Origin of the sequence: Thalassococcus sp. S3 (assembly GCF_004216475.1) — a bacterium.
Taxonomy (GTDB): Bacteria; Pseudomonadota; Alphaproteobacteria; order Rhodobacterales; family Rhodobacteraceae.
On the sequence record NZ_CP022303.1, the window covers coordinates 4773353 to 4797308 of the forward strand.

Below are 23956 nucleotides of genomic sequence, written 5' to 3' on the forward strand. Positions count from 1 at the left end.
CTCCCTCAAATCACGAACTGCGCCAGCGTCTCATCATTCGTGATATCGGTATAGGTGAACCCTGCGTCATCCATCTGGGAAAACAGCGCGTCGAAATTGCCCGGCGTGTCTGTTTCGATCCCAATCAGGACCGAACCGAAATTGCGGGCCGACTTCTTGAGATACTCAAACCGGGTGATGTTGTCTGCAGGCCCCAGGTAATTGAGAAAATCCTTCAAGGCACCCGGGCGCTGGGGCAGTCTGAGTATGAAGTATTTCTTCAGCCCCGCGAACTTCTGCGCTCGCTCCTTGACCTCGGGCAGGCGTTCAAAGTCGAAATTGCCTCCGGTCGTCACGCAAACGACGCTTTCTCCTTTGATCTGGTCCGCCATCTCGTCCAGCACATCAACCGACATGGCGCCTGCAGGCTCAAGCACGATGCCTTCTACATTCAGCATTTCAAGGATGGTGCCGCAAATGCGGTCCTCGGGCGCGATCAGAAGATCCGCAAGATTGACCTTCTTCAGCCGCGCAAAGGTTTTGTCCCCGATCCGGGCCACAGCCGCCCCGTCCACGAATGTGTCCAGTTTTGGCAACGTCTGCGGCGCGCCGCTTCGCAATGCGGCCCGCAGGCTGGCCCCTCCGGCAGGCTCCACGAAGGTGAAGGCGACGCGATCCTCGAAATAGCTGCGCATCCCCGCCGACAAGCCGCCACCACCGACGGGAAGAATGATGCGATCGGGCAATTTGGGCATCTGCACTTCGATCTCGACCGCGACGCTGGCCTGTCCCTCGATGACGTCTTCATCATCGAAGGGCGACAGGAAATGACCACCTTTTTCCGCGCAAAAGGCCTGCGACGCAGCAAGCGTATCGTCGAAATAGTCGCCGATCAGCCGAACCTCGATCGCGTCACCGCCGAACATCCTGGTCTTTTGTACCTTTTGAGCAGGCGTGGTCACGGGCATGAAGATCACGCCCTTTTTCCCGAAATGACGGCACATGAACGCAACGCCCTGTGCGTGGTTTCCAGCGCTGGCACAGACGAAAAGCGACTGATCCGCCTGTTTGCGCATCGCGTTGAAGGCACCGCGCAGCTTGTAGGATCGAACCGGGCTCAAATCCTCGCGCTTGAGCCAGATTTCGGCGCCATAGCGCGCACTCAGATGTGCATTCAGTTGCAGCGGAGTGGCCGGAAACACGTCCCGCATGGCCTGCGCGGCGGCGCGGGCATTTTCCTGAAAGTCGGTCATGTCCCTTGACTGGCCCAATCGGGCCCGCAGGACAACCGAAATAAGATCTTAGGCAATGCGATGATCCTCGATGAAGTAGTCATAATAAGAGGTGATCATGCTGATATGGATCAGGCCGATCAGCAGATTGCCAAGCACGTTGACCACCATTGCGAAGGCCGGAAGCAGCGGATCAAGAACGTAGAAAAGAACCCCCAGGGCGACATTCATCACCAAACCCATCGCGATCAACACCAGGATCGCACCCATTGATCCTGAGGTGGCGGACCACGCGTCCGAAACGCCAAGCGGTTGGCCTATTGCGGCGGCAGGCAGCATCGGAAAGAAGCGAAACAGGAATAGGCTGACGAGGAAGACGAGGACGGGAACCGAAAACACCCCGAACGGACCGCCAAGACCAAAGGCAACGATGACAAAGATAACCGGCACGGCGATCAGGGCCGCAAGCAAGCTTAGCAACAGCAGTCGCGCGACATAGGCAAGGATCCGGTCTTCGGGAAAGCGAGGAAACCAGCCTTGCGCGCGTTCTCCCAACAGAACAAACCGGTGCCAAAGAACCGCGACCCAGACAAAGGCCAGCACCGCGATCGTGCTGAGCGCGAGGAACAGGACGAGGGATCGGGCCGTCACATCCGGTCGCGCCGAAAGCCTGCCCGACAAAAAGTATTCCAACGGAAGACCAAGCGCCAAAAGCGCTGCGAATATGATCCCGCACGCAAGCGCAAGCGGGAGAAGCGCAATTTGTAGCACTTCCCTCAGGTTTTCGAGAACCAGCCGTACGGAATGTTCGAAGATCTGCCAGCCCTTCACGGATTTCTCCCTCAGGTTGTGTCTGCTAACACCTGCAAAACTCCACGGCTTTTGACAAGGCTACATCCCGTCGATCCCTTGCCCAGCTTTGCAAAACCGGATATCGCCCGCGCGATATTGACAAGAAGGAAGTCCCCGATGTCCGCGCCCAAGAAAGTCGTTCTGGCCTATTCCGGCGGCCTCGACACCTCGATCATCCTCAAGTGGTTGCAGACCGAATATGGCTGCGAGGTTGTGACCTTCACGGCCGATCTGGGCCAGGGGGAGGAGCTTGAGCCCGCACGTGCCAAGGCCGAGATGATGGGCGCCAGCAAGATCTATATCGAGGATATTCGCGAGGAATTCGTCCGTGATTTCGTCTTCCCGATGTTCCGGGCCAATGCGGTCTATGAAGGGCTGTATCTGCTGGGCACATCCATCGCGCGCCCGCTGATCTCCAAACGTCTGGTCGAGATCGCGGAGGCTGAAGGCGCGGATGCGGTGGCGCACGGGGCGACCGGAAAAGGCAACGATCAGGTCCGGTTCGAACTCGCTGCCTATGCGCTGAACCCCGATATCAAGGTGATCGCCCCCTGGCGTGAATGGGATCTGACCAGCCGCACCAAGCTGATCGACTTTGCCGAGAAGAACCAGATCCCCATCGCCAAGGACAAACGGGGGGAGGCGCCGTTCAGCGTGGACGCGAACCTGCTGCACACCTCCTCAGAAGGCAAAGTGCTGGAGGATCCGGCAGAGATGGCGCCGGACTACGTCTATCAGCGGACGGTACATCCCGAGGACGCGCCCGACACGCCGGAATATGTCGAGATCGGGTTCGAAAAGGGCGATGCAGTCTCTATCAATGGGGAAACGCTCTCTCCGGCGGCATTGCTGACCAAGCTGAATGAGCTTGGCGGCAAACACGGCTGCGGGCGTCTGGATCTGGTCGAGGGTCGTTTTGTCGGGATGAAGTCCCGCGGCATTTATGAAACGCCCGGCGGCACGCTTTTGCTGGAGGCGCATCGGGGGATCGAATCCATCACGCTCGACCGGGGTGCCGCGCATCTGAAAGATGAGCTGATGCCGCGCTATGCCGAACTTATCTATAACGGTTTCTGGTTCTCACCCGAACGCGAAATGCTGCAGGCCGCCATCGACGCGAGCCAGACCCATGTCACTGGAACCGTGCGACTGAAACTCTACAAAGGGTCTGCGCACTGCGTGGGACGCTGGTCCGACCACAGTCTCTATTCCGAGGCACATGTGACCTTTGAAGAGGATGCCGGCGCCTACGACCAAAAGGATGCGGCAGGGTTCATCCAGCTCAACGCGCTGCGGCTGAAGCTACTGGCCGCGAGGGATCGGCGGCTCGGCTGATCCCACGTCATGCTTGAGACCCATGGGATGCCTCGCTTAGGCAAGCGGGGCATTTTCTTTGGGGGGCCGGATGCCGCTGGACGCGATTGCCGAAACACTGCAAGCCGGGTTTAGCCGGGTCACGCTGACCGATACGCTCAAATTTGATTGCGGAGAGGACGGGGTGATCGTGCTGGCCGACGGTCAGGTGATACGTACCGACCGGGACGCGGATTGTACAATCCGCATCTCCTCGGCCAATCTGGACAAGTTGATCCGGGGCAAGCTGAACCCGATGACGGCCTTTGCGATGGGCAAGATCAAGATATCCGGCGACATGTCGGTGGCCATGAAGCTGGGCCAGCTTCTAAAGGGCTAAAGCACCTCAGCTCGCAGTGTCTCGTAGTATGGCATAGCCGCTTCCATCAGAGGATGCATAATCATGGGGATCTCGGGCAAATCACCTTCCGGACCAGCAAAACCGATGCTGCGATGCACAGCACCGTACCAATGAGCGGCCCAGACACCGTCGCTTGGGTGCCCGCCTTGCGGCCAGGATAGCATGTCTTCGGTGAAACCGATCTCAATCGCCTGACACAGACGCGCCAACATGCGCGCCGGATCCGCGCGGATGTCATGGCTGTCGATCACAATCGGCTCTAATCCGGCGCTTTTAGCTTCCCGATAAATCTCTGCCTGTCGACGAAATCCCAGATCATCCAGCGTCGGATTTTCTCGCTTGGCGGCATAACTTGCAATCACCCGCGCGGGATGGCGGATCAGAAAGACATTTCGAACCTCCCTCATCCAGTCGAGGGGAAAGCCGGGCAGCATGTGATGCGTCATGTGCTTTTCGTACGAAAGCGCGCTTCTATTCGACGTTTCGACAAGCGCCGCGACGACATCGTCCGGGTCCGTCGGTTGCGAGGCCAGCACCTCCTCCCGCATCGGGTGATCAAGCCCGGTTGCCGCCAGATACGCAGCATAAAACGGCTCATCCACGACGGCGCAGTCGTCCCGCGCGCCAAAGCTGTACATCATCGCAGTGGACAGGTTGCGAGGCCCGGACCACATGGCGATCCGCATCAGGCGGTGACCTCGTCCACCAATGCCTTATAGAGCGTGCGGATGCGTCTGGTGACCGGGCCCATCTCTCCATCCCCGATCCGGCGCCCGTCGATCTCCTCCACCGGGGTTTGCGCGCCGAACGTGCCGGTCAGAAACGCTTCGTCCGCGCCGTAAGTATCGACGAGGGAAAAATTGCGTTCGAACACAGGGATCTCGTTGGCCTGGCAAAGGTCGATCACTTTCTGCCGGGTGATGCCATTCATGCAGTAATCCCCGGTCGAGGTCCAAACCTCACCCTTTCGGACGATGAAGAAGTTGCAGGCATTGGTCGTGTTCACGAAGCCATGAACATCCAACATCAGCGCTTCGTCCGCGCCCGCCTTTTCGGCAGCGATGCAGGCGAGGATGCAGTTGAGCTTGGAATGCGAGTTCAGCTTGGGGTCCTGCGTCATCGGCAGACCGCGCAGATGTGGCACAGTGGCCAGCCGGATCGGACGGGGCAGCGCGGGGCGTGAATGTTCCATGATGATGACCATCGTCGGGCCCTGCCGGCTGAGCGCAGGATGCTGGAACGGCCGCGTTTTGACCCCGCGCGTCACCATGAGCCGGGCATGGGCATCGGTATGCATTTCATTGGCTTCTTGTGTCTCTAACAAAGCGGAAATTACGCCTTCGCGGGTCAGCCCGATATTCAGATCAATCGCCTTGGCGGCCTCGAACAGCCTGTCGATATGTTCGTCCAGAAACGCCCAGCGCCCGTTATAAAGCCGCAGCCCCTCCCACACGCCATCACCCAGCATAAAGCCGCTGTCATACACGCTCACGACCGCCTCGGCCTTGGGCACGACATGGCCGTTCAGCCAGATCATCAGCGTCTCGTTTCGCGCGTCATCTTCGGCTTGATGGGTGGTGATCTGATCCGTCATGGGGGCCCTCCGCCGTGCAGGCTAGTCTCCGCCCAAATCGGTGCCAAGGGTAAACTCCTGTCACCTGAACGTGACATCCTATGTCAATCTCTTGTCCGACTCACGCAACGTCATGCAGGCTGAGACCAGAAGGAGAGATGCCATGACCTTTGCTGATAACGTGAAACCGCTGGTGCTGACCGTTCTGATTGCCATCGCTCTTTTGGTAGAGGGCAAACCGCTCAAGGCCGCTGAAACAGAGACGCTGACCGTGGCGGGCGGCTGTTTCTGGTGTATCGAATCGGACTTTGAAAAGGTTCGGGGCGTCGTTAGCGCGGTATCAGGCTATACCGGGGGCACGGTCGCCAATCCGACATACAAGCAGGTGACCCGGGGTGGAACCGGCCATTACGAAGCCGTGCAGATCGAATTCGACCCCTCCGTCGTATCGCGGGAGGCGCTTTTGGCCAAGTTTTTCCGCTCCATCGACCCGACGGATGCAGGTGGACAATTCTGTGATCGGGGAGAGAGCTATCGCAGTGCGGTTTTCGTCTCTGATGCAGGGCAAGAGCGGCTTGCAAATGCCGTAAAAGGTGCAGCGCAGCAGGCACTGGGACAGAAGATCGTAACGCCCGTTCTGGACGCTGGCACCTTCTATCCGGCCGAGGCCTACCATCAGGACTATTATAAAGGCACGCGCCTTGTGATAACCCGGTTTGGTCCGAGAAAGCAGTCCGAAGCCTACAAGGCCTATCGCACAGCCTGTGGACGGGACGCCCGCGTGCAACAGCTTTGGGGCAGCGCTGCGTTCACGGCGGGCAGCTAGGCCAATCGCGCGTCCTGCACATCTTTCAGATCGGGGATCACATCCGCCGTACCGCGACGTGTCACCATGATTGCCGCAGCGCGCGTGGCCTGGGCCATGGCCTGCGGCATCGGCATACCCCGGTCCAACCCGGCCAGTACATAGCCGGTGAACGTATCGCCCGCACCGGTTGTGTCGACGGGCGTCACCTGACGCGCCGGCACCTCACATATCTCACCAGAGCTGCGGTTGATCCAAAGACTGCCCTGCGCACCGCGGGTAACGATGACATCTTCAATCGGCAGATCCTTCGCCTGCAATCCGGTGGCCGCGGCCAGTTGTTCGGCCTCGACCGCGTTCAGGATCAGGAAATCGAGGAAGGGTAAAGCGGCCTCGACCGCCTCTGACGAGAACGGTGCGGCCGCATAGCAGACCCGCAGGCCCATTTCGCGCCCAAGCCGGGCAGCCTGCGCCTGGGCGTTGGTTTCGTTCTGCATGATCAGACTATCGCCCGCCTGCGCCTGAGACAGGGCAAGCCCGATCGCATCCTCCGAAATCGCATGATTTGCCCCGGGATAGAGAAGGATCTGGTTCTCACCCGCCGCATCCACGGCGATGATTGCATGGCCCGTCTGCTCGGCAACTTCGGCGATGTGCCGGGTGTCGACGCCGTATTCCATCAGCCGCTCCACCGCCCAGCGCCCATCGGCACCGACCGCACCGATATGGCAGACATGTGCCGCCGCACGGGCCGCGGCCACGGACATGTTGGTGCCCTTGCCGCCCAGAAACCGGTCCACCCGAGTTGCAGCCAGCGTCTCACCCGGTGCCGGCAGATGCGGCACCGAATAGACGAGGTCGGCATTGATGGAGCCCAGGTTCCAGATCGTCATCGCCTATCCGATCTTGCAGGCCGCGAGCACGGCCATGTTGAGAATGTCATTCGCCGTTGCCACAGTGGACGCGATCTGGATCGGCTTGTCGATGCCGGAAAGGATCGGCCCGATCACCGTGGCGCCCCCCATCTCTTGCATCAGCTTGACCGAAATGCTGGCCGAGTGCCGTGCGGGAACAACCAGGATATTGGCCGGACCGGTCAGCCGCGAGAACGGATATTGCGCCTGCGCGGTGGCATTCAGCGCCACATCCACGGTCATCTCACCCTCGTATTCAAAGGTAACACCCCTTTTTTCCAGCACATCCGGCGCAAGATGCATCTTTTCGGCCCGTTCCGAGACCGGATAACCGAAGGTCGAAAAGCTTACGAACGCGACGCGTGGTTCAAGACCCATATGGCGGGCGACATCCGCGGCCCGCTCAGCAATGGTGGCCAGGTCTTCGGTTTCGGGCCATTCGTGCACCAGCGTGTCGGCGATCAGCACGATGCGGCCCTTGTGCAGCAGCGCCGTGATCCCCGCTGCCCCATGCGCCGCGTCGGCGTCGAACACCCGATTGATCAGATCCAGCACATGCGCCGACTTGCGCGTGGCGCCCGTCACCAGCCCGTCGCCATGACCGTGGGCGAGCATAAGGGCAGAAAAGACATGCCTGTCCCGCGCGGCGAGACGGTGGATATCCTGCGTGTCGTATCCCCGCCGCTGCAACCGATCGTAGAGGAACGATTTGTAGGTCTCGAGATGCTGAGTATTCGCGGCATTGACCACCTCGATCTCCCGCACGGCGTCGGCAAGGCCGGCGGCTTCCAGCTTTTCCTTCACGTCTGCTTGCCGGCCGACGACCAGCGCCTTGCCGAGGCCAGAGCGTTGATACATCACCGCCGCGCGCAGCACGCGGGGATCGTCGCCTTCGGCAAAGATCATCCGCGCCTGTGCCGCACGGGCGCGTGCGTTCATGCCGCGCAAAATGCTGGCGGTCGGATCCATACGGGACTTCAGGCTCACCTCGTAGGCATCCATGTCGATGATGGGCCGCCGTGCCGCGCCTGTATCCATACCCGCCTTGGCCACTGCGGGCGGGATACGGTGGATCAACCGGGGATCGAACGGCGTCGGGATGATGTAATCCCGGCCAAAGCTGAGATGTTTTCCATAGGCCAATGCCACCTCGTCCGGAACATCTTCGCGCGCAAGTTCGGCCAGGGCCTGAGCGCAGGCGATCTTCATCTCGTCATTGATGGCACGCGCATGAATGTCGAGCGCCCCGCGAAAGAGATAGGGAAAGCCAAGGACGTTGTTGACCTGGTTCGGGTAATCGCTGCGGCCCGTCGCAACGATGGCGTCCATCCGCACCTCATGCGCCTCTTCCGGCGTGATCTCGGGATCGGGGTTTGCCATCGCAAAGATCACCGGGTTGTCGGCCATGCTGGCAACCATATCCTGCGTCACCGCCCCTTTCACGGAAACGCCCAGAAACACGTCGGCGCCTTTCATGGCCTCTTCGAGGGTGCGTAGATCGGTCTTGACCGCATGGGCCGACTTCCACTGGTTCATCCCCTCGGTCCGGCCCTGATAGATCACGCCTTTCGTATCACAGACAATGCAATTCTCATGCTTCGCCCCCATGCTTTTCAGCAGTTCGATACAAGCAATCCCAGCCGCCCCCGCGCCGTTCAGCACGATCTTGCAGTCTTCGATCTTCTTGTCTGAGATGTGCAGCGCATTGATCAGACCCGCCGCACAGATCACCGCCGTGCCGTGCTGGTCGTCGTGGAAGACGGGGATATCCATCTCTTCCTTCAGCCGCTGTTCGATGATGAAGCATTCGGGCGCCTTGATGTCCTCAAGGTTGATCCCCCCGAAGGTCGGCCCCATCAGCCTGACCGCCTGGCAAAATGCATCCGGGTCTTCGGTGTCCAGTTCGATGTCGATGGAGTTCACGTCGGCGAACCGCTTGAAGAGCACCGCCTTGCCCTCCATCACCGGTTTCGACCCTAACGCGCCCAAATTCCCCAGTCCCAGAACCGCCGTCCCGTTCGAGATCACCGCCACCAGGTTGCCCTTGTTGGTGTAGTCATAGGCCGTTTCCGGGTTTTCGGCGATCGCCTCGCAGGGCACCGCGACACCGGGCGAATAGGCCAGTGACAGGTCCCGCTGGGTGGTCATGGGAACGGTGGCTTGTACCTCGAATTTGCCGGGGGTCGGCTCCAGATGAAAGGCCAATGCCTCTTCGTCGGTGATCTTGGTCTTGGACATCTGCACGCGTCTCCTCGGGCTTCGGCTGGCGCGTCATAGCGCAGGCGGCAGGCCTCCTCAATCACTATGCTTTTCGCCTTTCGTCCCGGAAGTCGCATTTGTAAGGTCGCCCAAACGATCGGGGGGCACGACGCAGTGGCGAATGTCACGCCAATGATGGCGCAATATCTCGAGATCAAGGAGGCGCATGCCGATGCGCTTCTGTTCTATCGCATGGGCGATTTCTACGAGATGTTCTTTGACGATGCCGTCGCCGCGGCGGAGGCGCTGGATATTGCGCTGACAAAACGGGGCAAGCACAACGACGCGGATATTCCGATGTGCGGCGTGCCGATTCACGCCGCCGAAGGGTATCTGCTGACCCTGATCCGCAAAGGCTTTCGCGTGGCCGTGTGCGAGCAGATGGAAAGCCCGGCCGAGGCGAAAAAGCGGGGCTACAAGGCCGTGGTCAAGCGGGATGTCGTGCGGCTGGTCACGCCCGGAACGCTGACCGAAGACGCCCTGCTAGAGGCGCGGCGGCATAATTTCCTGACGTCCTATGCGCAGGTCCGGGACGCGGTTGCCCTGGCTTGGGCCGATATCTCCACCGGGGCGTTTCACGTGATGCCGGTCACACCGTCGCGCATCAGTCCCGAGCTTGCGCGGCTGGCTCCGTCGGAACTGATCGTGTCGGAACAGGCAGAGCGGGATCTGGCAGAGGTTACCTCCGACCTCGGTATCGCCATGACGCCCATCGCGCGCTCCAGCTTTGACAGCACCGCGGCAGAAGCACGGCTGTGCGAAGTCTTTTCCGTCTCTACACTCGAGGCGTTCGGGTACTTCAAACGGGCCGAGATCGCGGCGATGGGGGCATTGGTCACCTATCTGGAGATCACGCAGAAGGGCAAGATACCCCTCCTTCAGCCCCCGGTGCGAGAGGCAGAGGACCGCGTCGTTCAAATCGACGCCGCAACCCGCCGAAATCTCGAGCTTACCCATGCCCTGTCCGGCGGTCGTGCCGGTTCTCTTTTGTCGGTCATCGACCGGACCGTCACGCCCGGCGGCGCGCGGCTGTTGGAGCAGCGTCTTTCCAGCCCCTCACGCCAATTGGACGTCATCCACGATCGGCTCGCCGCTGTTGAATTCGCCGCTGAGCAGGTTCAGATCTGTGAAGACCTTCGCGCCGCCTTGCGCAAGGCGCCTGATCTCGACCGTGCCCTCTCCCGCCTTGCGCTGGATCGGGGCGGCCCGCGCGACTTGGCGGCCATCCGCAACGCGCTCACGCAAGCGGGCGTGATCCGGGAGAGGTTGAACGCGGTCGCCCTCCCCCCGCTCATCGACCGCGCCGCCGCTGATCTCACGGGTCACGATGACCTGATCGATCTTCTGGATCAGGCGCTGATCGCTGACCCCCCGCTTCTGGCCCGCGACGGAGGTTTCATCGCCCAAGGCTATGATGAAGAGCTTGATGAAGCGCGCCAGCTTCGCGACGAGGGGCGCTCTGTCATCGCCGGTCTTCAACAGCAATACGCCGATCACACCGAGATCGCATCGCTCAAGATTAAGCATAACAACGTATTGGGCTACTTCATCGAAACCACGGCAACCCATGCGGACAAGATGATGTCCCAACCGCTGTCGGGTACCTATATCCATCGTCAGACCACCGCCAACCAGGTTCGCTTTACCACGGTGGAACTGTCAGAGATGGAGACCAAGATCCTCAATGCCGGCAACCGGGCTTTGGAGATTGAAAAGCGGCTCTATGAAAGGCTGAAGGGGGCGATCCTGAACGTGTCCGCTGACGTCGCCAGCACGGCGCGCGCCCTCGCTGAACTTGATCTGACCTGTGCGCTGGCGGACCTGGCACGGGCCGAAGACTGGACCAAACCCCAGATCGACCAAAGCCGCGCCTTTGCAGTGGACGGTGGCCGGCATCCGGTCGTGGAACATGCGCTTCGCACCGCGGGAGGTGCGCCTTTCATCGCCAATGACTGCGATCTAACCGCCGAGGATGGGGCCGCCATCTGGCTTCTGACCGGTCCGAATATGGCCGGTAAATCCACTTTCCTTCGGCAGAACGCCCTTATCGCGATCCTTGCGCAGATTGGCAGCTATGTACCAGCGACCCGCGCCCATATCGGCGTGATCAGCCAGCTTTTTAGCCGTGTTGGCGCCTCCGACGATCTGGCACGGGGCCGGTCTACCTTCATGGTCGAGATGGTTGAAACAGCGGCAATTCTTAACCAGGCTGACGACCGCGCGCTTGTGATCCTTGACGAGATCGGGCGTGGCACGGCGACCTATGACGGTCTTTCCATTGCCTGGGCCACGCTGGAGCATTTGCAGGCCAGCAACAGATCACGCGCCCTTTTCGCCACCCATTATCATGAGCTTACGGCCTTGGCCGGCAAGCTTGAGGGCGTGGACAACGCGACAGTCGCGGTCAAGGAATGGGACGGCGAGGTGATCTTTCTGCACGAAGTGCGCAAAGGCGCGGCGGATCGTTCCTATGGGGTTCAGGTGGCACAGCTTGCCGGTCTGCCCGCCTCTGTCGTTGACCGGGCGCGCGTCGTCCTCGAAGCGCTTGAAAAAGGGGATCGCGAAGGTGGCACCAAGCCAAAAGCGCTCGTCGATGATCTGCCGCTGTTCTCAGCAGTCGCGGCACCAGCGCCCGCCGTCGCCAAGCCGTCGCCGTTGCAGGACATGATGGACGCCGTCCACCCCGATGAGCTGACGCCGCGCGAGGCGCTGGAGTTGATCTATAGGCTTAAGGAAGCCGCGAAATAGAAAAGGCCCGAACGGATGTTCAGGCTCTTTCCCTTGTCTCGCAAGATCGGCTGCCGTGATCTTGGTGCGCGTGGCAGATCATGACGCCGGCATGGACGACACGCCAACCTGGGCGGGCCGTAGCAGGCGATCATGCAACATGAACCCTTCGGCGGCCACCTGGATGATCTCACCGGCGACAGTTCCCGGCACCGGCGCTTCAAACATGGCTTCGTGCATTTGAGGATCGAACTTATCCCCCACCTCGGGTGCTATCACTTCGATCCCATGTTTTTTGAAGACGTTCAGCAATTCGCGCATCGTCAGCTCAACACCCTCGATCAGGGCAGCTGACACCTCTTTCTGCTCATCTGTGGCCGCTTCGAGGGCGCGCTTCATGTTGTCATAGACCGGCAACATGTCACGAGCCAGCTTTGAGCCGCCATATTGCTCGGCCTCCCGCCGATGCTTGTCGGAACGTTTCCGGGCGTTTTCCGCATCCGCAAGCGCCCGCATGAACTTGTCTTTCAGCTCATCCCGCTCTGCCCGCAGCTCATCCAGTTCAGCTTCTTCCGCGTCGATTTCCGCAAGCTCCTCGGCCAGTTCCTCGGCCTCGGCGGTGTCGATATCATCAAGAAACTCTTCGTTCTTCGGCTCTGCCATTCTTCAACCTCTAACTTCGGTCGGAAATCAGCCGACCTACGAGCTGCGCCGTGTAATCCACGATCGGAACAATGCGTCCGTAATTGAGCCGCGTCGGACCAATCACGCCCACGGCACCAATGATCTTTCGATCCGCGTTCATATATGGAGAGACCACCAAAGAGGAACCCGAAAGTGAGAAAAGTTTGTTCTCCGACCCGATAAAAATGCGCACACCTTCGCCGGTTTCGGTCAGTTCCAGAAATTCAGCGATGTCGCGCTTGCGTTCGAGATCGTCAAAGAGGTGTCGGATCCGGTCAAGGCTTTCACTTTCCTCCGTTCCATCCAGAAGATTCGCACGACCGCGCACGATCAGGCGAGCCCGGTCGCTTCCGTCATCCTCCCATATCGCCAGCCCTTCTTCGACCAGATCACGAGCGACCGCGTCGATTTCCTGTCGGCGCCGCGCGATTTCGCTTTGGATCACCTGACGCACGTCGCTGAGCGTGCGCCCTTCGATCAGAGCGTTCAGAAAATTGGCCGCTTCCCGCATGGAGCTTGGCGTTTGACCGGGCGGTGGGGTGAAGAGACGATTTTCGACGTGCCCGTCGGAAAACACCAGAACGACAAGTGCCCGGTCATGCCCGAGAGAGACAAATTCGATATGCTTTATCTCTGCCTCGTGTTTGGGCGTCAGAACCAGCGATGCACCTTGGGTGACCCCGGACAAGGCCGCGCCAACCCGATCCAGCATGCCGCCGACATCACCCGAATTGTTGCCCATCGTCGCATCGATTTTCTGGCGGTCGGAGGCGTCAAGATCCCCGATCTCAAGCAGACCATCAACAAACATCCGCAGGCCCATCTGCGTGGGAACACGACCCGCGCTAACATGCGGGCTGTCAAGAAGCCCCAGATATTCAAGGTCTTGCATGACGTTGCGGATCGTCGCCGCGCTGACCTTTTCGCTCAACGTGCGTGTCAGGCTCCGGCTGCCCACCGGATCACCTGTTTCCAAGTATCCTTCGACCACACGGCGAAAAACCTCTCGCGAGCGGTCGTTCAATTCCTCAAGCAACTTCGTTTGTTGCGTCATCACTGACACCCTTGGCTGGGACGCCATTAAAGTCCACATCCTGGAAAGGTCAATCAGGGTTGCATCATCGCCCTGCCAGACGATATCCCGGCCATGGCTAACAAAGGATTTCCCATGCGACCCTCTGGACGAGACTTAAGCGAGATGCGCCCGATTTCAATCGAGACGGGTTTTACCAAACACGCCGAAGGGTCTTGTCTGATCAAGGTGGGCGACACCCATGTTCTGTGCACCGCAACCCTGGAAGATCGCGTACCGCCTTTCATAAAGGGATCCGGCCTTGGCTGGGTCACCGCGGAATACGGAATGCTGCCCCGAGCGACAAACACCCGCATGCGGCGGGAAGCAGCGTCAGGAAAACAGGGCGGACGCACGGTCGAGATCCAGCGGCTCATCGGGCGCTCGCTCAGGGCGGGCGTGGATCGCGTGGCCCTTGGTGAGCGGCAAATCACGGTCGATTGCGATGTGCTGCAGGCCGATGGGGGCACCAGGTGCGCCTCGATCACAGGTGGCTGGGTTGCGCTTCGGCTCGCGGTAAACAAACTGATGAAGGCGGGCGAGGTCATCACCGATCCCCTGCTTGAACCCGTGGCCGCGGTCAGCTGCGGTATTTATGCAGGTCAGCCGGTCCTTGATCTGGATTATCCCGAGGATTCAGAAGCGGGCGTCGACGGAAACTTCATCATGACGGGATCGCGTCAGTTGATCGAAGTTCAGATGAGTGCCGAAGGCTCCACCTATTCCCGCGCCCAAATGGATCAACTCATGGACCTCGCCGAAAAAGGCGTGTCCGAGCTGGTCGAAGCACAAAAGGCTGCCACCGCATGACCCGAAAGTTTGCCGGGGATCGGCTGCTGATCGCGACACACAATGCCGGTAAACTCGAAGAAATGGCACATCTGCTGGCCCCTCATGGCGTGACCGTGGTCGGCGCATCGGAACTGAACCTGCAAGAGCCGGAGGAGACCGAAGACACCTTCGTCGGAAATGCCCGGATCAAGGCACATGCCGCTGCAAAAGCCACAGGCCTTCCCGCGTTGTCGGACGATTCCGGGATCGAGATTGACGCCCTGAACGGCGCGCCCGGCGTATACACGGCCGATTGGGCCGAGACGCCCGACGGTCGGGATTTCAAGATGGCAATGGAGCGGACACACCGGGAGCTGGAAGCGATCAACGCCCCCCGTCCTCGGAAAGCGCGGTTTTGCTGCACGCTTGTCCTGGCCTGGCCAGACGGTCACGACGAGGTCTTCCCGGGCGTGATGGAAGGTCAGGTGGTTTGGCCCATGCGGGGCGATCAGGGTCATGGATACGATCCGGTCTTTCAGCCCGACGGGTATGATCAAACGTTTGGCGAGATGGATCGCTGGGAGAAAAACAAGATCAGCCATCGGGCCGATGCCGTGCGCAAATTTGTTGCAGGTTGCTTTGGTTGAGGACTGGCAGCTTGGCGGCTTTGGCCTTTACATCCACTGGCCCTTTTGCAAGGCCAAGTGCCCCTATTGTGATTTCAACAGCCATGTCTCTCGCCGGATTGACCAGACCCGCTGGACCGACGCTTACCTGAGAGAGATTGACCGCGTCGCGAAAGACACGTCCGGGCGGGTTTTGAACACGGTTTTCTTTGGGGGCGGAACGCCCAGCCTGATGGCACCGGAAACGGTTGATGCGATCCTGGACCGCATCAGGTCAAGCTGGACGATGGCGAACGACATTGAAGTCACGCTGGAGGCCAATCCAGGCTCCGTCGAGGCGGGACGCTTTGCAGGATATCGCGACGCCGGAGTGAACCGGATATCCATGGGCATTCAGGCGCTGAATGACGAAGATCTCAAGCGATTGGGTCGCATCCATACCGTCAGGGAGGCACGGCAGGCCTTCGATGTCGCGCGATACTGCTTCGACCGGGTCAGCTTTGACCTTATATATGCGCGTCAAAACCAGACACTTTCAGACTGGCAGACCGAATTGACCGATGCCATGTCCATGGCCGTCGATCATTTATCGCTCTATCAGCTCACAATCGAAGATGGCACGGCCTTTGGCGACAGATATCAGGCTGGGCGCTTGCGCGGGCTTCCAAAGGATGACCTGGCCGCAGACATGTACCAGATCACCCAGGACATGTGTGCCAAGAACGGATTTCCGCGCTACGAAGTATCGAACCACGCGAGACCGGGCGCTGAATCACGTCACAACATGATCTATTGGAGCGGCGGCGACTACCTTGGCATCGGCCCCGGCGCCCATGGTCGGGTGACGCTAAACGGGCAACGTCATGCAACAGAAGCGATCCGCAACCCCACACCTTGGCTAGACCGTGTCACGGCAGGCGAAGACTGTACGACCCGAGAGACGCTGAGCCAGACCGAAGTGGCTGAAGAATACGTCATGATGGGCTTAAGAGTCAATCAAGGTATTGATTTAAAACGATATTATCAGATAACCGGCCAAGACTTGCCAGAGGGGGCCCTGTCCAAACTCCTTGAGCTTGGTCTGCTGGACAGGGACGGAGACGTGCTTCGATCCACCCACGCTGGCATGCTTGTTCTCAACAGCGTGATCGCCGAGCTGCTGACGTCTCAGGCCTGACTGAGCAGCCGACAGAGCGTATCGAGATCATCAAGAGAGCTATACCGGATGGTCATTTCTCCAGCCTCCTGACCTGGTTTGTGGGATAGCGAAACCTTCATTCTAAGATTGGCCGAAAGATCCCCTTCCAACGCCTTTGTGTCCGCGTCTTTCTCTGGGGCGGTTGCCTTGGGGGCGAGCTTTGGCGCTCCTTCGGTCGCCTGCTTCTTCACCAATTGCTCGGTCGCGCGAACAGACAAACCGCCCTTCAAAACCGCTTTGGCCAGGTCAGACGGATTTTCGGACGTAATCAGCGCCCGTGCATGACCTGCCGAGAGATGCCCCTCTCGCAAAAGATCAAGAACATCCTCGGGCAATGACAGCAAGCGCATCAGGTTGGCAATATGACTGCGACTTTTGCCCAGGGCTTCGGACAGCTTTTCCTGTGTATGCCCGAATTTCTCCATCAATTGCCGATAGCCCGCGGCTTCCTCGACCGCGTTCAGATCCGCCCTTTGGATGTTTTCGATAATCGCGACTTCCAGCACCTCGGTATCGTCAAAATACCGGACGATTACCGGTAGTTCGTGGAGTTGCGCTTGCTGGGCCGCGCGCCACCGACGTTCGCCGGCCACGATCTCGTATTGATCGGGCTCTCGCGGACGAACGATCAAGGGTTGAATAACCCCTTTTTGACGAATGGAATTCGTAAGATCGTCCAGGTCGTCTTGCGAAAAGCGGCGCCGGGGCTGGTCCGGATTGGCCACAATTTTTTCGATGGGGATCATCTGATCAGCGCGACGCGGTGCTGCTGCGCCAGCCTGGGACGGTTCCGGTCCAACATCCGCCATAAGGGCTGACAACCCGCGGCCAAGCCCCCGGGACTTGTTTGTTTTCTTTTCGCTCACCGCTCCCTCCGTTCGCCGCCTATGCGGCTGCCTGTTTGTGTTTATCTACGACTTCTCGCGCAAGCGACCGGTAGGCCCGCGCGCCCTGCGATGCTGGATCATAACTCAAAACCGGAAGCGCGAAGGAGGGTGCCTCACTTACTCGCACGTTGCGTGGGATCACGGTTTCGAACACCAGATCACCCAGATTATCACGCGCATCCTGCTCCACCTGCTGAGACAGGTTGTTGCGCCGGTCGAACATCGTCAGCACGACACCCTCGATCCGCAGGTCGGGATTGGCTGTCTGCCGAACCTCGCGGATTGTCAACATTAACTGGGACAGCCCTTCCAAAGCAAAGAACTCGCTTTGCAGCGGAACGAGCACGGAATGCGCGGCCACCATTGCGTTTACCGTCAACAGGTTGAGAGATGGTGGGCAATCAATCAAGATATAGTCCCAGCGATAGGCATCCATCGCGGTTTGCCGTAACGCGTCATGAAGCAGGAAGCTCCGTTTTTCGTTCGATATAAGTTCGATATCGGCCGAGCTTAGATCGACCGTCGCCGCGATGATCGAAAGTCCTTCTATCTCCGTTTCCTGGATAACCTCTTCGAGGGGCGCGTCATCGACAAGCAATTCGTATGTGGTAAAGCTGCGCTCGTCATTTTCAATACCCAGGCCGGTCGATGCATTGCCTTGCGGGTCAAGATCCACAACCAGCACACGCAGTCGAAGCTCCACCAGCGCAGCCGCCAGATTGATCGCGGTTGTCGTCTTTCCCACTCCGCCTTTCTGGTTTGCCACCGCAATGATCTTTGGCCCTGCCGGCCGCGAAAGGTCAGACACGCGAGAGCTCCTTTATTCTCAGGATGACGGCCTTGGATTGTGTCTTGCTTTCTATCGCGTCGAAATCAAAACGCCAATGCTGCTGGGCCTCTGCCACCTCTGTTTTCCAGGTCTCGCCCTTTAGAAAAAGGGCTTCCCCGGCGGAAGAAAGGTGATATTTCGCGAAGGAAAGAAGGTCTGTCAGATGGGTCAGCGCTCTCGCGGACACCACATCTGCCGATAAAGGCGGAACATCCATGATCCGTTTTGCGTGCACCTCACAATTAAGATCGAGGTCTCTTGCAACCGTTCTTAGGAAAGCCGCCTTTCTTTGATCGCTCTCCACCAAATGCACATGCGTATGCGGTAAGGCAATCGCCGCCACCATCCCAGGAAACCCCCCGCCACTTCCAAGATCGCACCATGTTTTCGGATGACCTGCATGTGGCACAATCTGCAGAGAATCCATCATGTGACGTGTCCACAGATGATCAATGCTTGCTTTGGACACCAGATTGATCTTCGGGTTCCACTTCCGCAGCAGCGCTTCAAAAGCCTTCAACCGATCGGATGTTTCACGTGAAACATCGAGCGCACTATCCACGTCTATCTTTTCTGTGCTCATGCGGATCGCGGCGCACGCGCACGGCGCAATCTTGCAAGAAGCAGCGCTAACGCAGCGGGCGTCATCCCGTCGATACGCGCGGCCTGCGCCAGGTTGGATGGGCGAGCCCTGCTGAGCTTCTCCCGCAATTCTTTTGAGAGCCCCTCGATATGCTCAAATTCGAAGTCGAGAGAGATTGGCTGATCCTCATCACGGCGAAGGGCTTCGACGTCCCGCTTTTGTCGCTCAATGTAATTGGCATAGAGCGCATCCCGCTCGATCTGACGTCGCGTGGGCTCATCTACCGTGTCGAGATCAGACACCAGAGGGATAAGATCCTCGAAACTGACATCTGGAAATGCCAGAACCGCAAATGCCGTCCGCTTATTACCGTCTTGATTTACAGCAATCCCCGCCTTCAAAACCTCCTTCGGTGTGAAAGACGCCTCCAATAGCTCCCTGGCCCTTTCCAGACGCTCCATTTTTTCGCCAAAGACCCGCTCGCGGTCTGGACCAATGCACCCAAGATCAAGCCCCAAGGGAGTAAGCCGCTGATCCGCGTTATCAGCCCTCAAGGACAGACGGAACTCCGCCCGGGAGGTGAACATCCGATACGGCTCCGTCACGCCACGGCTTGTCAAGTCGTCGATCATCACGCCAATGTAACTGTCGGTCCGACTGAACGTCACGGCTTCCTGTCCTCTGACAGAGCGTGCTGCGTTTAGCCCCGCTACCAGCCCTTGCGCGGCAGCTTCCTCGTATCCCGTTGTTCCGTTGATTTGACCGGCAAGGAAAAGGCCAGGAACGTCCTTCACCTCCAGCTGCGATGTCAGCGATCTTGGGTCGACGTAGTCGTATTCAATAGCATAGCCGGGCTGGAGAATAACGGCCTCTTCCAGTCCCTCAATCGAATGCACATACGCTTCCTGCACATCTTCAGGCAACGACGTCGAAATGCCGTTTGGATATATCGTGTGATCGTCAGCGCCCTCAGGCTCCAGAAAGATTTGGTGAGAAGTCTTTTCCGCGAACCGCACGATCTTGTCTTCGATCGATGGGCAATAGCGTGGACCGACCCCATCGATATGTCCTCCATACATCGCCGACCGACCTAGATTGTTCTCGATAATTTCATGGGTTCTCGGGTTCGTATGCGTGATCCCGCAGGAGATTTGCCGGGCGTGGGTCTTAGAGGTCAGAAAAGAGAAGAACGTCGGATCCTCGTCCCCTGGCTGACGGTCGAGTATGTCCCAACGAATCGTTCGCCCGTCCAATCGCGGTGGCGTTCCGGTTTTCAGTCGACCCAAAGGCAAGCCGTACCCATCAATCCGCTCTGCCAGCTTAATGGACGGCTTGTCGCCCATTCGCCCACCAGGGCGCGCGACATCGCCGATATGGATGACGCCCCTTAGGAAGGTGCCGGTGGTCAATACGACCGCTCCGGCATCTAGGGTTACGCCATCTGCCAACTCGACGCCGCAAATACGCCCCTCTCTTTCCAGAAGGTCCACGACCTCACCTTCGATGATATCCAGATTTGGAAGTGCCTCCATCGCCTTCAACATCTCGGTTCGATATATCGCCCGATCTGCCTGAGCGCGGGGCCCTTGAACAGCTGGTCCTTTGCGTCGGTTGAGCAAGCGAAACTGAATACCGGCGCGGTCGGCAACCCTGCCCATAACCCCGTCTAGCGCGTCTATCTCCCTGACCAAATGGCCTTTTCCAAGACCACCGATGGCTGGATTGCAGGACATGACGCCTATCCCGTTCTTCTTGAGCGTGACAAGCGCGGTTTTGGCATTCAGGCGTGCCGCAGCATGCGCTGCTTCGGCGCCTGCGTGACCTCCCCCAATGACAATCACATCGAATTGTTTCACGTGAAACACTCCTCACTTTCCAAGGCAGAAACTTGAAAAGATTTCGTCCAAGAGATTTTCGACATCCACACGACCGATCAACGCTTCTAGGGCGCGAACCGCTGACCGTATATGTTCCGCTACAAGATCATACGAATCCGGTCCATCTTCAAGAAGAGTCTCCGCATTCCGCAGCGCGTCTCTCGCCCGGTCCAACGCATCCTTGTGGCGTTGCCGCGACGCTAGGCCCACGCCCATGGTGCGGTTTCTCAGCGTCTCCCCAATCTCTTTGATGAGAAGATCCACACCCTCGCCCGTCTTTCCGGAGATTGCGCCGTCGGAATTCTGGACAAGATCTGCCTTCGGTCGCCGAACAATATCGTCGTCGCGAATGTCCATGCCAACCGTCGTGAGATCATCGACCAGGAAAACCCGAAGATCTGCAGCTGACGCGCGCTCCCGTGCTTTCTCGATCCCGAGACTTTCCACAAAGTCAGCCGTGTCTCGCAGACCTGCCGTATCCAGCAAGGTAACCGGCAGGCCGTCCAAATCCATACGTACTTCAATCACATCGCGCGTCGTTCCCGCATATTCAGATGTGATCGCCGCCTCACGGCCCGCTAACATGTTCAAAAGTGTGGACTTGCCCGCATTCGGTGGGCCCACAATCGCGACCTCGAACCCCGTCCTGATGCGTTCCGCGATACCAACGCCCGCGCTCTGTTCTGCGATGTCAACGGCGACGTTCTTAAGCAATTCGCTCACCTCTGGCGTGACATCGGTTGGAACATCTTCATCCGCGAAATCTATGACAGCTTCGATAAGGGACGCCGCCCGGATCAGGTCCACACGCCAGGTCCGCGTCCGCTGCCCCAAAGCGCCCGACAAGGTTTGCTGCGCCTGGCGCCGCTGAAAATCCGTCTCCGCGTCAATGAGATCGGCCAGCCCCTCCACCTGGGCGAGGTCGAGCTTTCCGTTCTCCAATGCACGCCGCGTGAACTCCCCCGGCTCCGCCAGCCTTGCAGAGGACGTTGCCAAAACTTGCAGCATCCGGACGACCACGGCGGTACTGCCGTGAAGATGAAACTCAATGACGTCTTCGCCGGTAAAGCTGTGTGGCGCATCAAATCGCAGCACCAATGCTTCGTCGATCAGCTCTCCATCAAGATCACGCAATTTCCGCAAAGCTGGCTCGCGACCAGCAGGCAGATGTTTTGCGACTTGTCTTGCAACGACATGCGCGTCAGATCCGGACAACCGAACGACAGCAACACCCGCTTTGCCTTGCGCTGTCGCCAGGGCAAAGATCGTATCCATCTCGCATGACCCTTACTTGCGTTAAGATACCCGCTAGGTATTCATCGAGTCGAAGAATTCCGAGTTCGTCTTGGTCTGCTTCAATTTCGAAATCAGGAATTCAATAGCGTCCGTGGTTCCCATCGGGTTCAGGATCCGGCGCAAGACAAAGGTTTTCTGCAAGTCGATCTTGTCGACCAGCAGATCTTCTTTCCGCGTACCCGATTTCAGAATATCAATCGCCGGGAAGACACGCTTGTCTGCGATCTTGCGATCCAGGACGATTTCCGAGTTACCGGTGCCTTTGAATTCTTCGAAGATGACTTCGTCCATCCGGCTGCCTGTATCGATGAGAGCTGTCGCGATGATGGTGAGGGAGCCGCCTTCCTCGATGTTCCGCGCCGCGCCAAAGAACCGCTTTGGCCGTTGCAAAGCGTTCGCATCGACACCACCCGTCAAAACCTTGCCCGACGATGGGACAACAGTGTTGAAGGCCCTACCAAGTCTTGTGATGGAATCGAGAAGAATAACCACATCTCGTTTGTGTTCCACCAAGCGCTTGGCTTTTTCGATTACCATCTCGGACACGGCGACGTGACGCGTTGCGGGCTCGTCGAAGGTGGAAGAGATCACCTCCCCTTTGACGGATCGCTGCATGTCCGTCACTTCCTCCGGGCGTTCGTCAATCAGAAGAACGATCAGATAGCATTCGGGATGGTTTTTCTCGATCGAGTTGGCGATGTTCTGAAGAAGAACTGTTTTACCCGTCCGCGGAGGCGCCACGATCAGTGAGCGTTGACCCTTGCCAATCGGAGAAACCAGGTCAATGATCCGGGCTGACCGGTCTTTGGTGGTCGGATCGTCGGTTTCCATCGTCAGACGCTCATCGGGATAGAGCGGGGTCAGGTTATCGAATGCGATCTTGTGTCGGGCACGCTCCGGATCTTCGAAATTGATCTTTGTCGGGTTGGTCAGAGCGAAGTACCGCTCGTTATCGTTCGGCGCCTTGATGACACCTTCGATCGTGTCGCCTGTGCGCAGCGAAAACTGACGGATCATGTCGGGAGACACATAGATATCATCCGGACCCGGCAGATAGTTGGCTTCTGGGGATCGCAGAAATCCGAAACCGTCCTGAAGAACCTCCAACACGCCATCGCCGCTGATTTCCCAGCCTTCATCCGCGCGCTCGCGGAGGATCTGGAACATCATCTCGCCCTTGCGCATCGTCGAGGCGTTTTCGATCTCAAGATCCTCTGCCATGGACAAAAGATCCTTGGGGCTCTTCGCCTTGAGATCCGACAGGTTCAGGGATTCAGTTGACATGGGGGTATACCTTATCGCGTCAGAGGAATGTCTGCGCGCTTTGTGTGTTATCTCTGGAAAGCGACGATCCCGGACGGGCGTCTTTAAGCGCTAGATAAGCGCCGATCCGCGCTGAGTCAACGCAATCAGAACTTCACCACCACGGAGATGACGATGACGAGCATCAAAACGGTGGGAACTTCGTTCATCATGCGGTACTGCCGCCCCGTCACGACATTGCTGCCCGCCAGAAGGTCCTTGCGTCTCAGGCCCAGCCAATGATGAAACCAGGTCATTGCCAGAACTGCCGCCGCTTTGGTCCAGGGCCAGACCGCACCCCAATCTACGATACCGGGGGTAAAAACCAGGGCGAGACCGAAAAGCCATGTGGCAATCATTGACGGGTTCATGATCAGACGAAGCAGCTTAAGCTCCATCATCTCGAAAATGGCCGGTGCCCCTTCAACCGTTGCCGCACGTTCGACGTGATGCACGAACAGCCTTGGAAGGTAAAACAGCCCCGCCATCCAGGCGATCACGGACATGATATGAAATGCCTTGGTCCATGGGTAAGCAACGGAAAGGAGATCTGTCATGTTATACTCATCTGCGCCAGCGACCCTTCCTACTCATAATATATATAAAGAAAAAGGATGATGATGATGTAGGGCCAGACCGGATCAGTGGATTATGACGTTTTCATGTCACTTATCCTGATCTGTGGACGATAAGGACATCCGTCAAACACTTGGGGAGTGTAACGTAATTAAAACAATATAAACAATAGCTTATCTATAGAATTTCCGGAGTAAGCC

General features: G+C 58.5%; 22 protein-coding genes. 7 read left to right on the top strand and 15 right to left on the bottom strand.

The genetic code is table 11. The features are described from left to right. Positions 1-5: 5 nt before the first annotated feature. The gene (ilvA, locus tag CFI11_RS23240) at positions 6-1232 is read right to left on the bottom strand and encodes a threonine ammonia-lyase IlvA (RefSeq protein ID WP_130409862.1); all 1227 of its coding nucleotides are present in this window, start codon (positions 1230-1232) and stop codon (positions 6-8) included. Positions 1233-1280: 48 nt separating this feature from the next. Next, entirely contained in the window at positions 1281-2042 is a 762-nt protein-coding gene (locus tag CFI11_RS23245) for a hypothetical protein (RefSeq protein ID WP_130409863.1), read from the bottom strand. Positions 2043-2180: 138 nt separating this feature from the next. Here CFI11_RS23245 and CFI11_RS23250 point away from each other — a divergent pair, with 138 nt between their 5' ends. Together CFI11_RS23250 and CFI11_RS23255 are read left to right on the top strand one after the other, a co-directional pair. Then, positions 2181-3398, top strand: coding sequence for an argininosuccinate synthase (locus CFI11_RS23250; protein ID WP_130409864.1), 1218 nt, complete (start codon positions 2181-2183; stop codon positions 3396-3398). A 70-nt stretch (positions 3399-3468) separates the two neighbouring features. Further along, positions 3469-3756, top strand: coding sequence for an SCP2 sterol-binding domain-containing protein (locus CFI11_RS23255; RefSeq protein WP_130409865.1), 288 nt, complete (start codon positions 3469-3471; stop codon positions 3754-3756). On the opposite strand, the gene CFI11_RS23260 is transcribed toward CFI11_RS23255, so the two are convergent. Both CFI11_RS23260 and CFI11_RS23265 read right to left on the bottom strand, forming a co-directional pair. Next, positions 3753-4463 carry an HAD family hydrolase gene (locus CFI11_RS23260; protein ID WP_130409866.1) on the bottom strand — a complete coding sequence of 237 codons (711 nt, stop codon included), beginning with the start codon at positions 4461-4463 and terminating at the stop codon, positions 3753-3755. The two genes, CFI11_RS23255 and CFI11_RS23260, sit on opposite strands and share 4 nt — an antisense overlap. Next, entirely contained in the window at positions 4463-5371 is a 909-nt protein-coding gene (locus CFI11_RS23265) for a D-amino acid aminotransferase (RefSeq protein ID WP_130409867.1), read from the bottom strand. The genes CFI11_RS23260 and CFI11_RS23265 overlap by 1 nt, the downstream gene beginning before the upstream one ends. Before the next feature lie 142 nt (positions 5372-5513). Here CFI11_RS23265 and msrA point away from each other — a divergent pair, with 142 nt between their 5' ends. Continuing rightward, positions 5514-6176 carry a peptide-methionine (S)-S-oxide reductase MsrA gene (gene msrA, locus CFI11_RS23270; protein ID WP_130409868.1) on the top strand — a complete coding sequence of 221 codons (663 nt, stop codon included), beginning with the start codon at positions 5514-5516 and terminating at the stop codon, positions 6174-6176. Here msrA and CFI11_RS23275 read toward each other — a convergent pair. After that, on the bottom strand, positions 6173-7048 hold the full coding sequence (locus CFI11_RS23275) for a ribokinase (RefSeq protein WP_130409869.1): 876 nt from the start codon (positions 7046-7048) through the stop codon (positions 6173-6175). The two genes, msrA and CFI11_RS23275, sit on opposite strands and share 4 nt — an antisense overlap. A 3-nt stretch (positions 7049-7051) precedes the next feature. Next, positions 7052-9307: an NADP-dependent malic enzyme gene (locus tag CFI11_RS23280; RefSeq protein ID WP_130409870.1), complete on the bottom strand. Its 2256-nt coding sequence runs from the start codon at positions 9305-9307 to the stop codon at positions 7052-7054. A gap of 153 nt (positions 9308-9460) precedes the next feature. On the opposite strand from CFI11_RS23280, the gene mutS reads away from it, so the two are divergent. Beyond that, positions 9461-12076: a DNA mismatch repair protein MutS gene (gene mutS / locus CFI11_RS23285; protein WP_130410132.1), complete on the top strand. Its 2616-nt coding sequence runs from the start codon at positions 9461-9463 to the stop codon at positions 12074-12076. Between the two features lie 78 nt (positions 12077-12154). Here the strand turns inward: mutS and CFI11_RS23290 are convergent, their stop codons facing one another. Together CFI11_RS23290 and hrcA are read right to left on the bottom strand one after the other, a co-directional pair. Beyond that, entirely contained in the window at positions 12155-12718 is a 564-nt protein-coding gene (locus CFI11_RS23290; protein WP_130409871.1) for a nucleotide exchange factor GrpE, read from the bottom strand. Between the two features lie 10 nt (positions 12719-12728). Continuing rightward, complete coding sequence (hrcA, locus tag CFI11_RS23295; protein WP_130409872.1) at positions 12729-13793, bottom strand: heat-inducible transcriptional repressor HrcA; 1065 nt, start codon at positions 13791-13793, stop codon at positions 12729-12731. A 114-nt stretch (positions 13794-13907) separates the two neighbouring features. Here hrcA and rph point away from each other — a divergent pair, with 114 nt between their 5' ends. The 3 genes from rph to hemW are packed head-to-tail and all read left to right on the top strand — an operon-like array spanning position 13908 to position 16385. Next, complete coding sequence (rph, locus tag CFI11_RS23300; RefSeq protein WP_130409873.1) at positions 13908-14621, top strand: ribonuclease PH; 714 nt, start codon at positions 13908-13910, stop codon at positions 14619-14621. Beyond that, positions 14618-15229 (top strand): RdgB/HAM1 family non-canonical purine NTP pyrophosphatase, encoded by a 612-nt coding sequence (gene rdgB, locus CFI11_RS23305; RefSeq protein WP_130409874.1) that lies wholly within the window; start codon positions 14618-14620, stop codon positions 15227-15229. The genes rph and rdgB overlap by 4 nt, the downstream gene beginning before the upstream one ends. After that, positions 15192-16385, top strand: a complete 1194-nt coding sequence (hemW, locus tag CFI11_RS23310) for a radical SAM family heme chaperone HemW (protein ID WP_130409875.1) — start codon at positions 15192-15194, stop codon at positions 16383-16385. Before rdgB ends, hemW begins: the two co-directional genes overlap by 38 nt. Here hemW and CFI11_RS23315 read toward each other — a convergent pair. The 7 genes from CFI11_RS23315 to CFI11_RS23345 all read right to left on the bottom strand — a co-directional run bounded on the left by CFI11_RS23315 (position 16376) and on the right by CFI11_RS23345 (position 23737). Beyond that, on the bottom strand, positions 16376-17272 hold the full coding sequence (locus CFI11_RS23315) for a ParB/RepB/Spo0J family partition protein (protein WP_130409876.1): 897 nt from the start codon (positions 17270-17272) through the stop codon (positions 16376-16378). The two genes, hemW and CFI11_RS23315, sit on opposite strands and share 10 nt — an antisense overlap. A gap of 19 nt (positions 17273-17291) precedes the next feature. Further along, positions 17292-18101, bottom strand: coding sequence for a ParA family protein (locus CFI11_RS23320; RefSeq protein ID WP_130409877.1), 810 nt, complete (start codon positions 18099-18101; stop codon positions 17292-17294). Then, positions 18094-18705: a 16S rRNA (guanine(527)-N(7))-methyltransferase RsmG gene (gene rsmG, locus CFI11_RS23325; RefSeq protein ID WP_130409878.1), complete on the bottom strand. Its 612-nt coding sequence runs from the start codon at positions 18703-18705 to the stop codon at positions 18094-18096. Before rsmG ends, CFI11_RS23320 begins: the two co-directional genes overlap by 8 nt. Beyond that, positions 18702-20570, bottom strand: a complete 1869-nt coding sequence (gene mnmG / locus CFI11_RS23330; protein ID WP_130409879.1) for a tRNA uridine-5-carboxymethylaminomethyl(34) synthesis enzyme MnmG — start codon at positions 20568-20570, stop codon at positions 18702-18704. The genes rsmG and mnmG overlap by 4 nt, the downstream gene beginning before the upstream one ends. 3 nt (positions 20571-20573) lie before the next feature. Further along, the gene (mnmE, locus tag CFI11_RS23335; protein WP_130409880.1) at positions 20574-21857 is read right to left on the bottom strand and encodes a tRNA uridine-5-carboxymethylaminomethyl(34) synthesis GTPase MnmE; all 1284 of its coding nucleotides are present in this window, start codon (positions 21855-21857) and stop codon (positions 20574-20576) included. 33 nt (positions 21858-21890) lie between these two features. After that, positions 21891-23162 carry a transcription termination factor Rho gene (gene rho, locus CFI11_RS23340; protein WP_130409881.1) on the bottom strand — a complete coding sequence of 424 codons (1272 nt, stop codon included), beginning with the start codon at positions 23160-23162 and terminating at the stop codon, positions 21891-21893. Positions 23163-23287: 125 nt separating this feature from the next. Next, positions 23288-23737, bottom strand: a complete 450-nt coding sequence (locus CFI11_RS23345) for a CopD family protein (protein ID WP_130409882.1) — start codon at positions 23735-23737, stop codon at positions 23288-23290. Positions 23738-23956 lie beyond the last annotated feature (219 nt).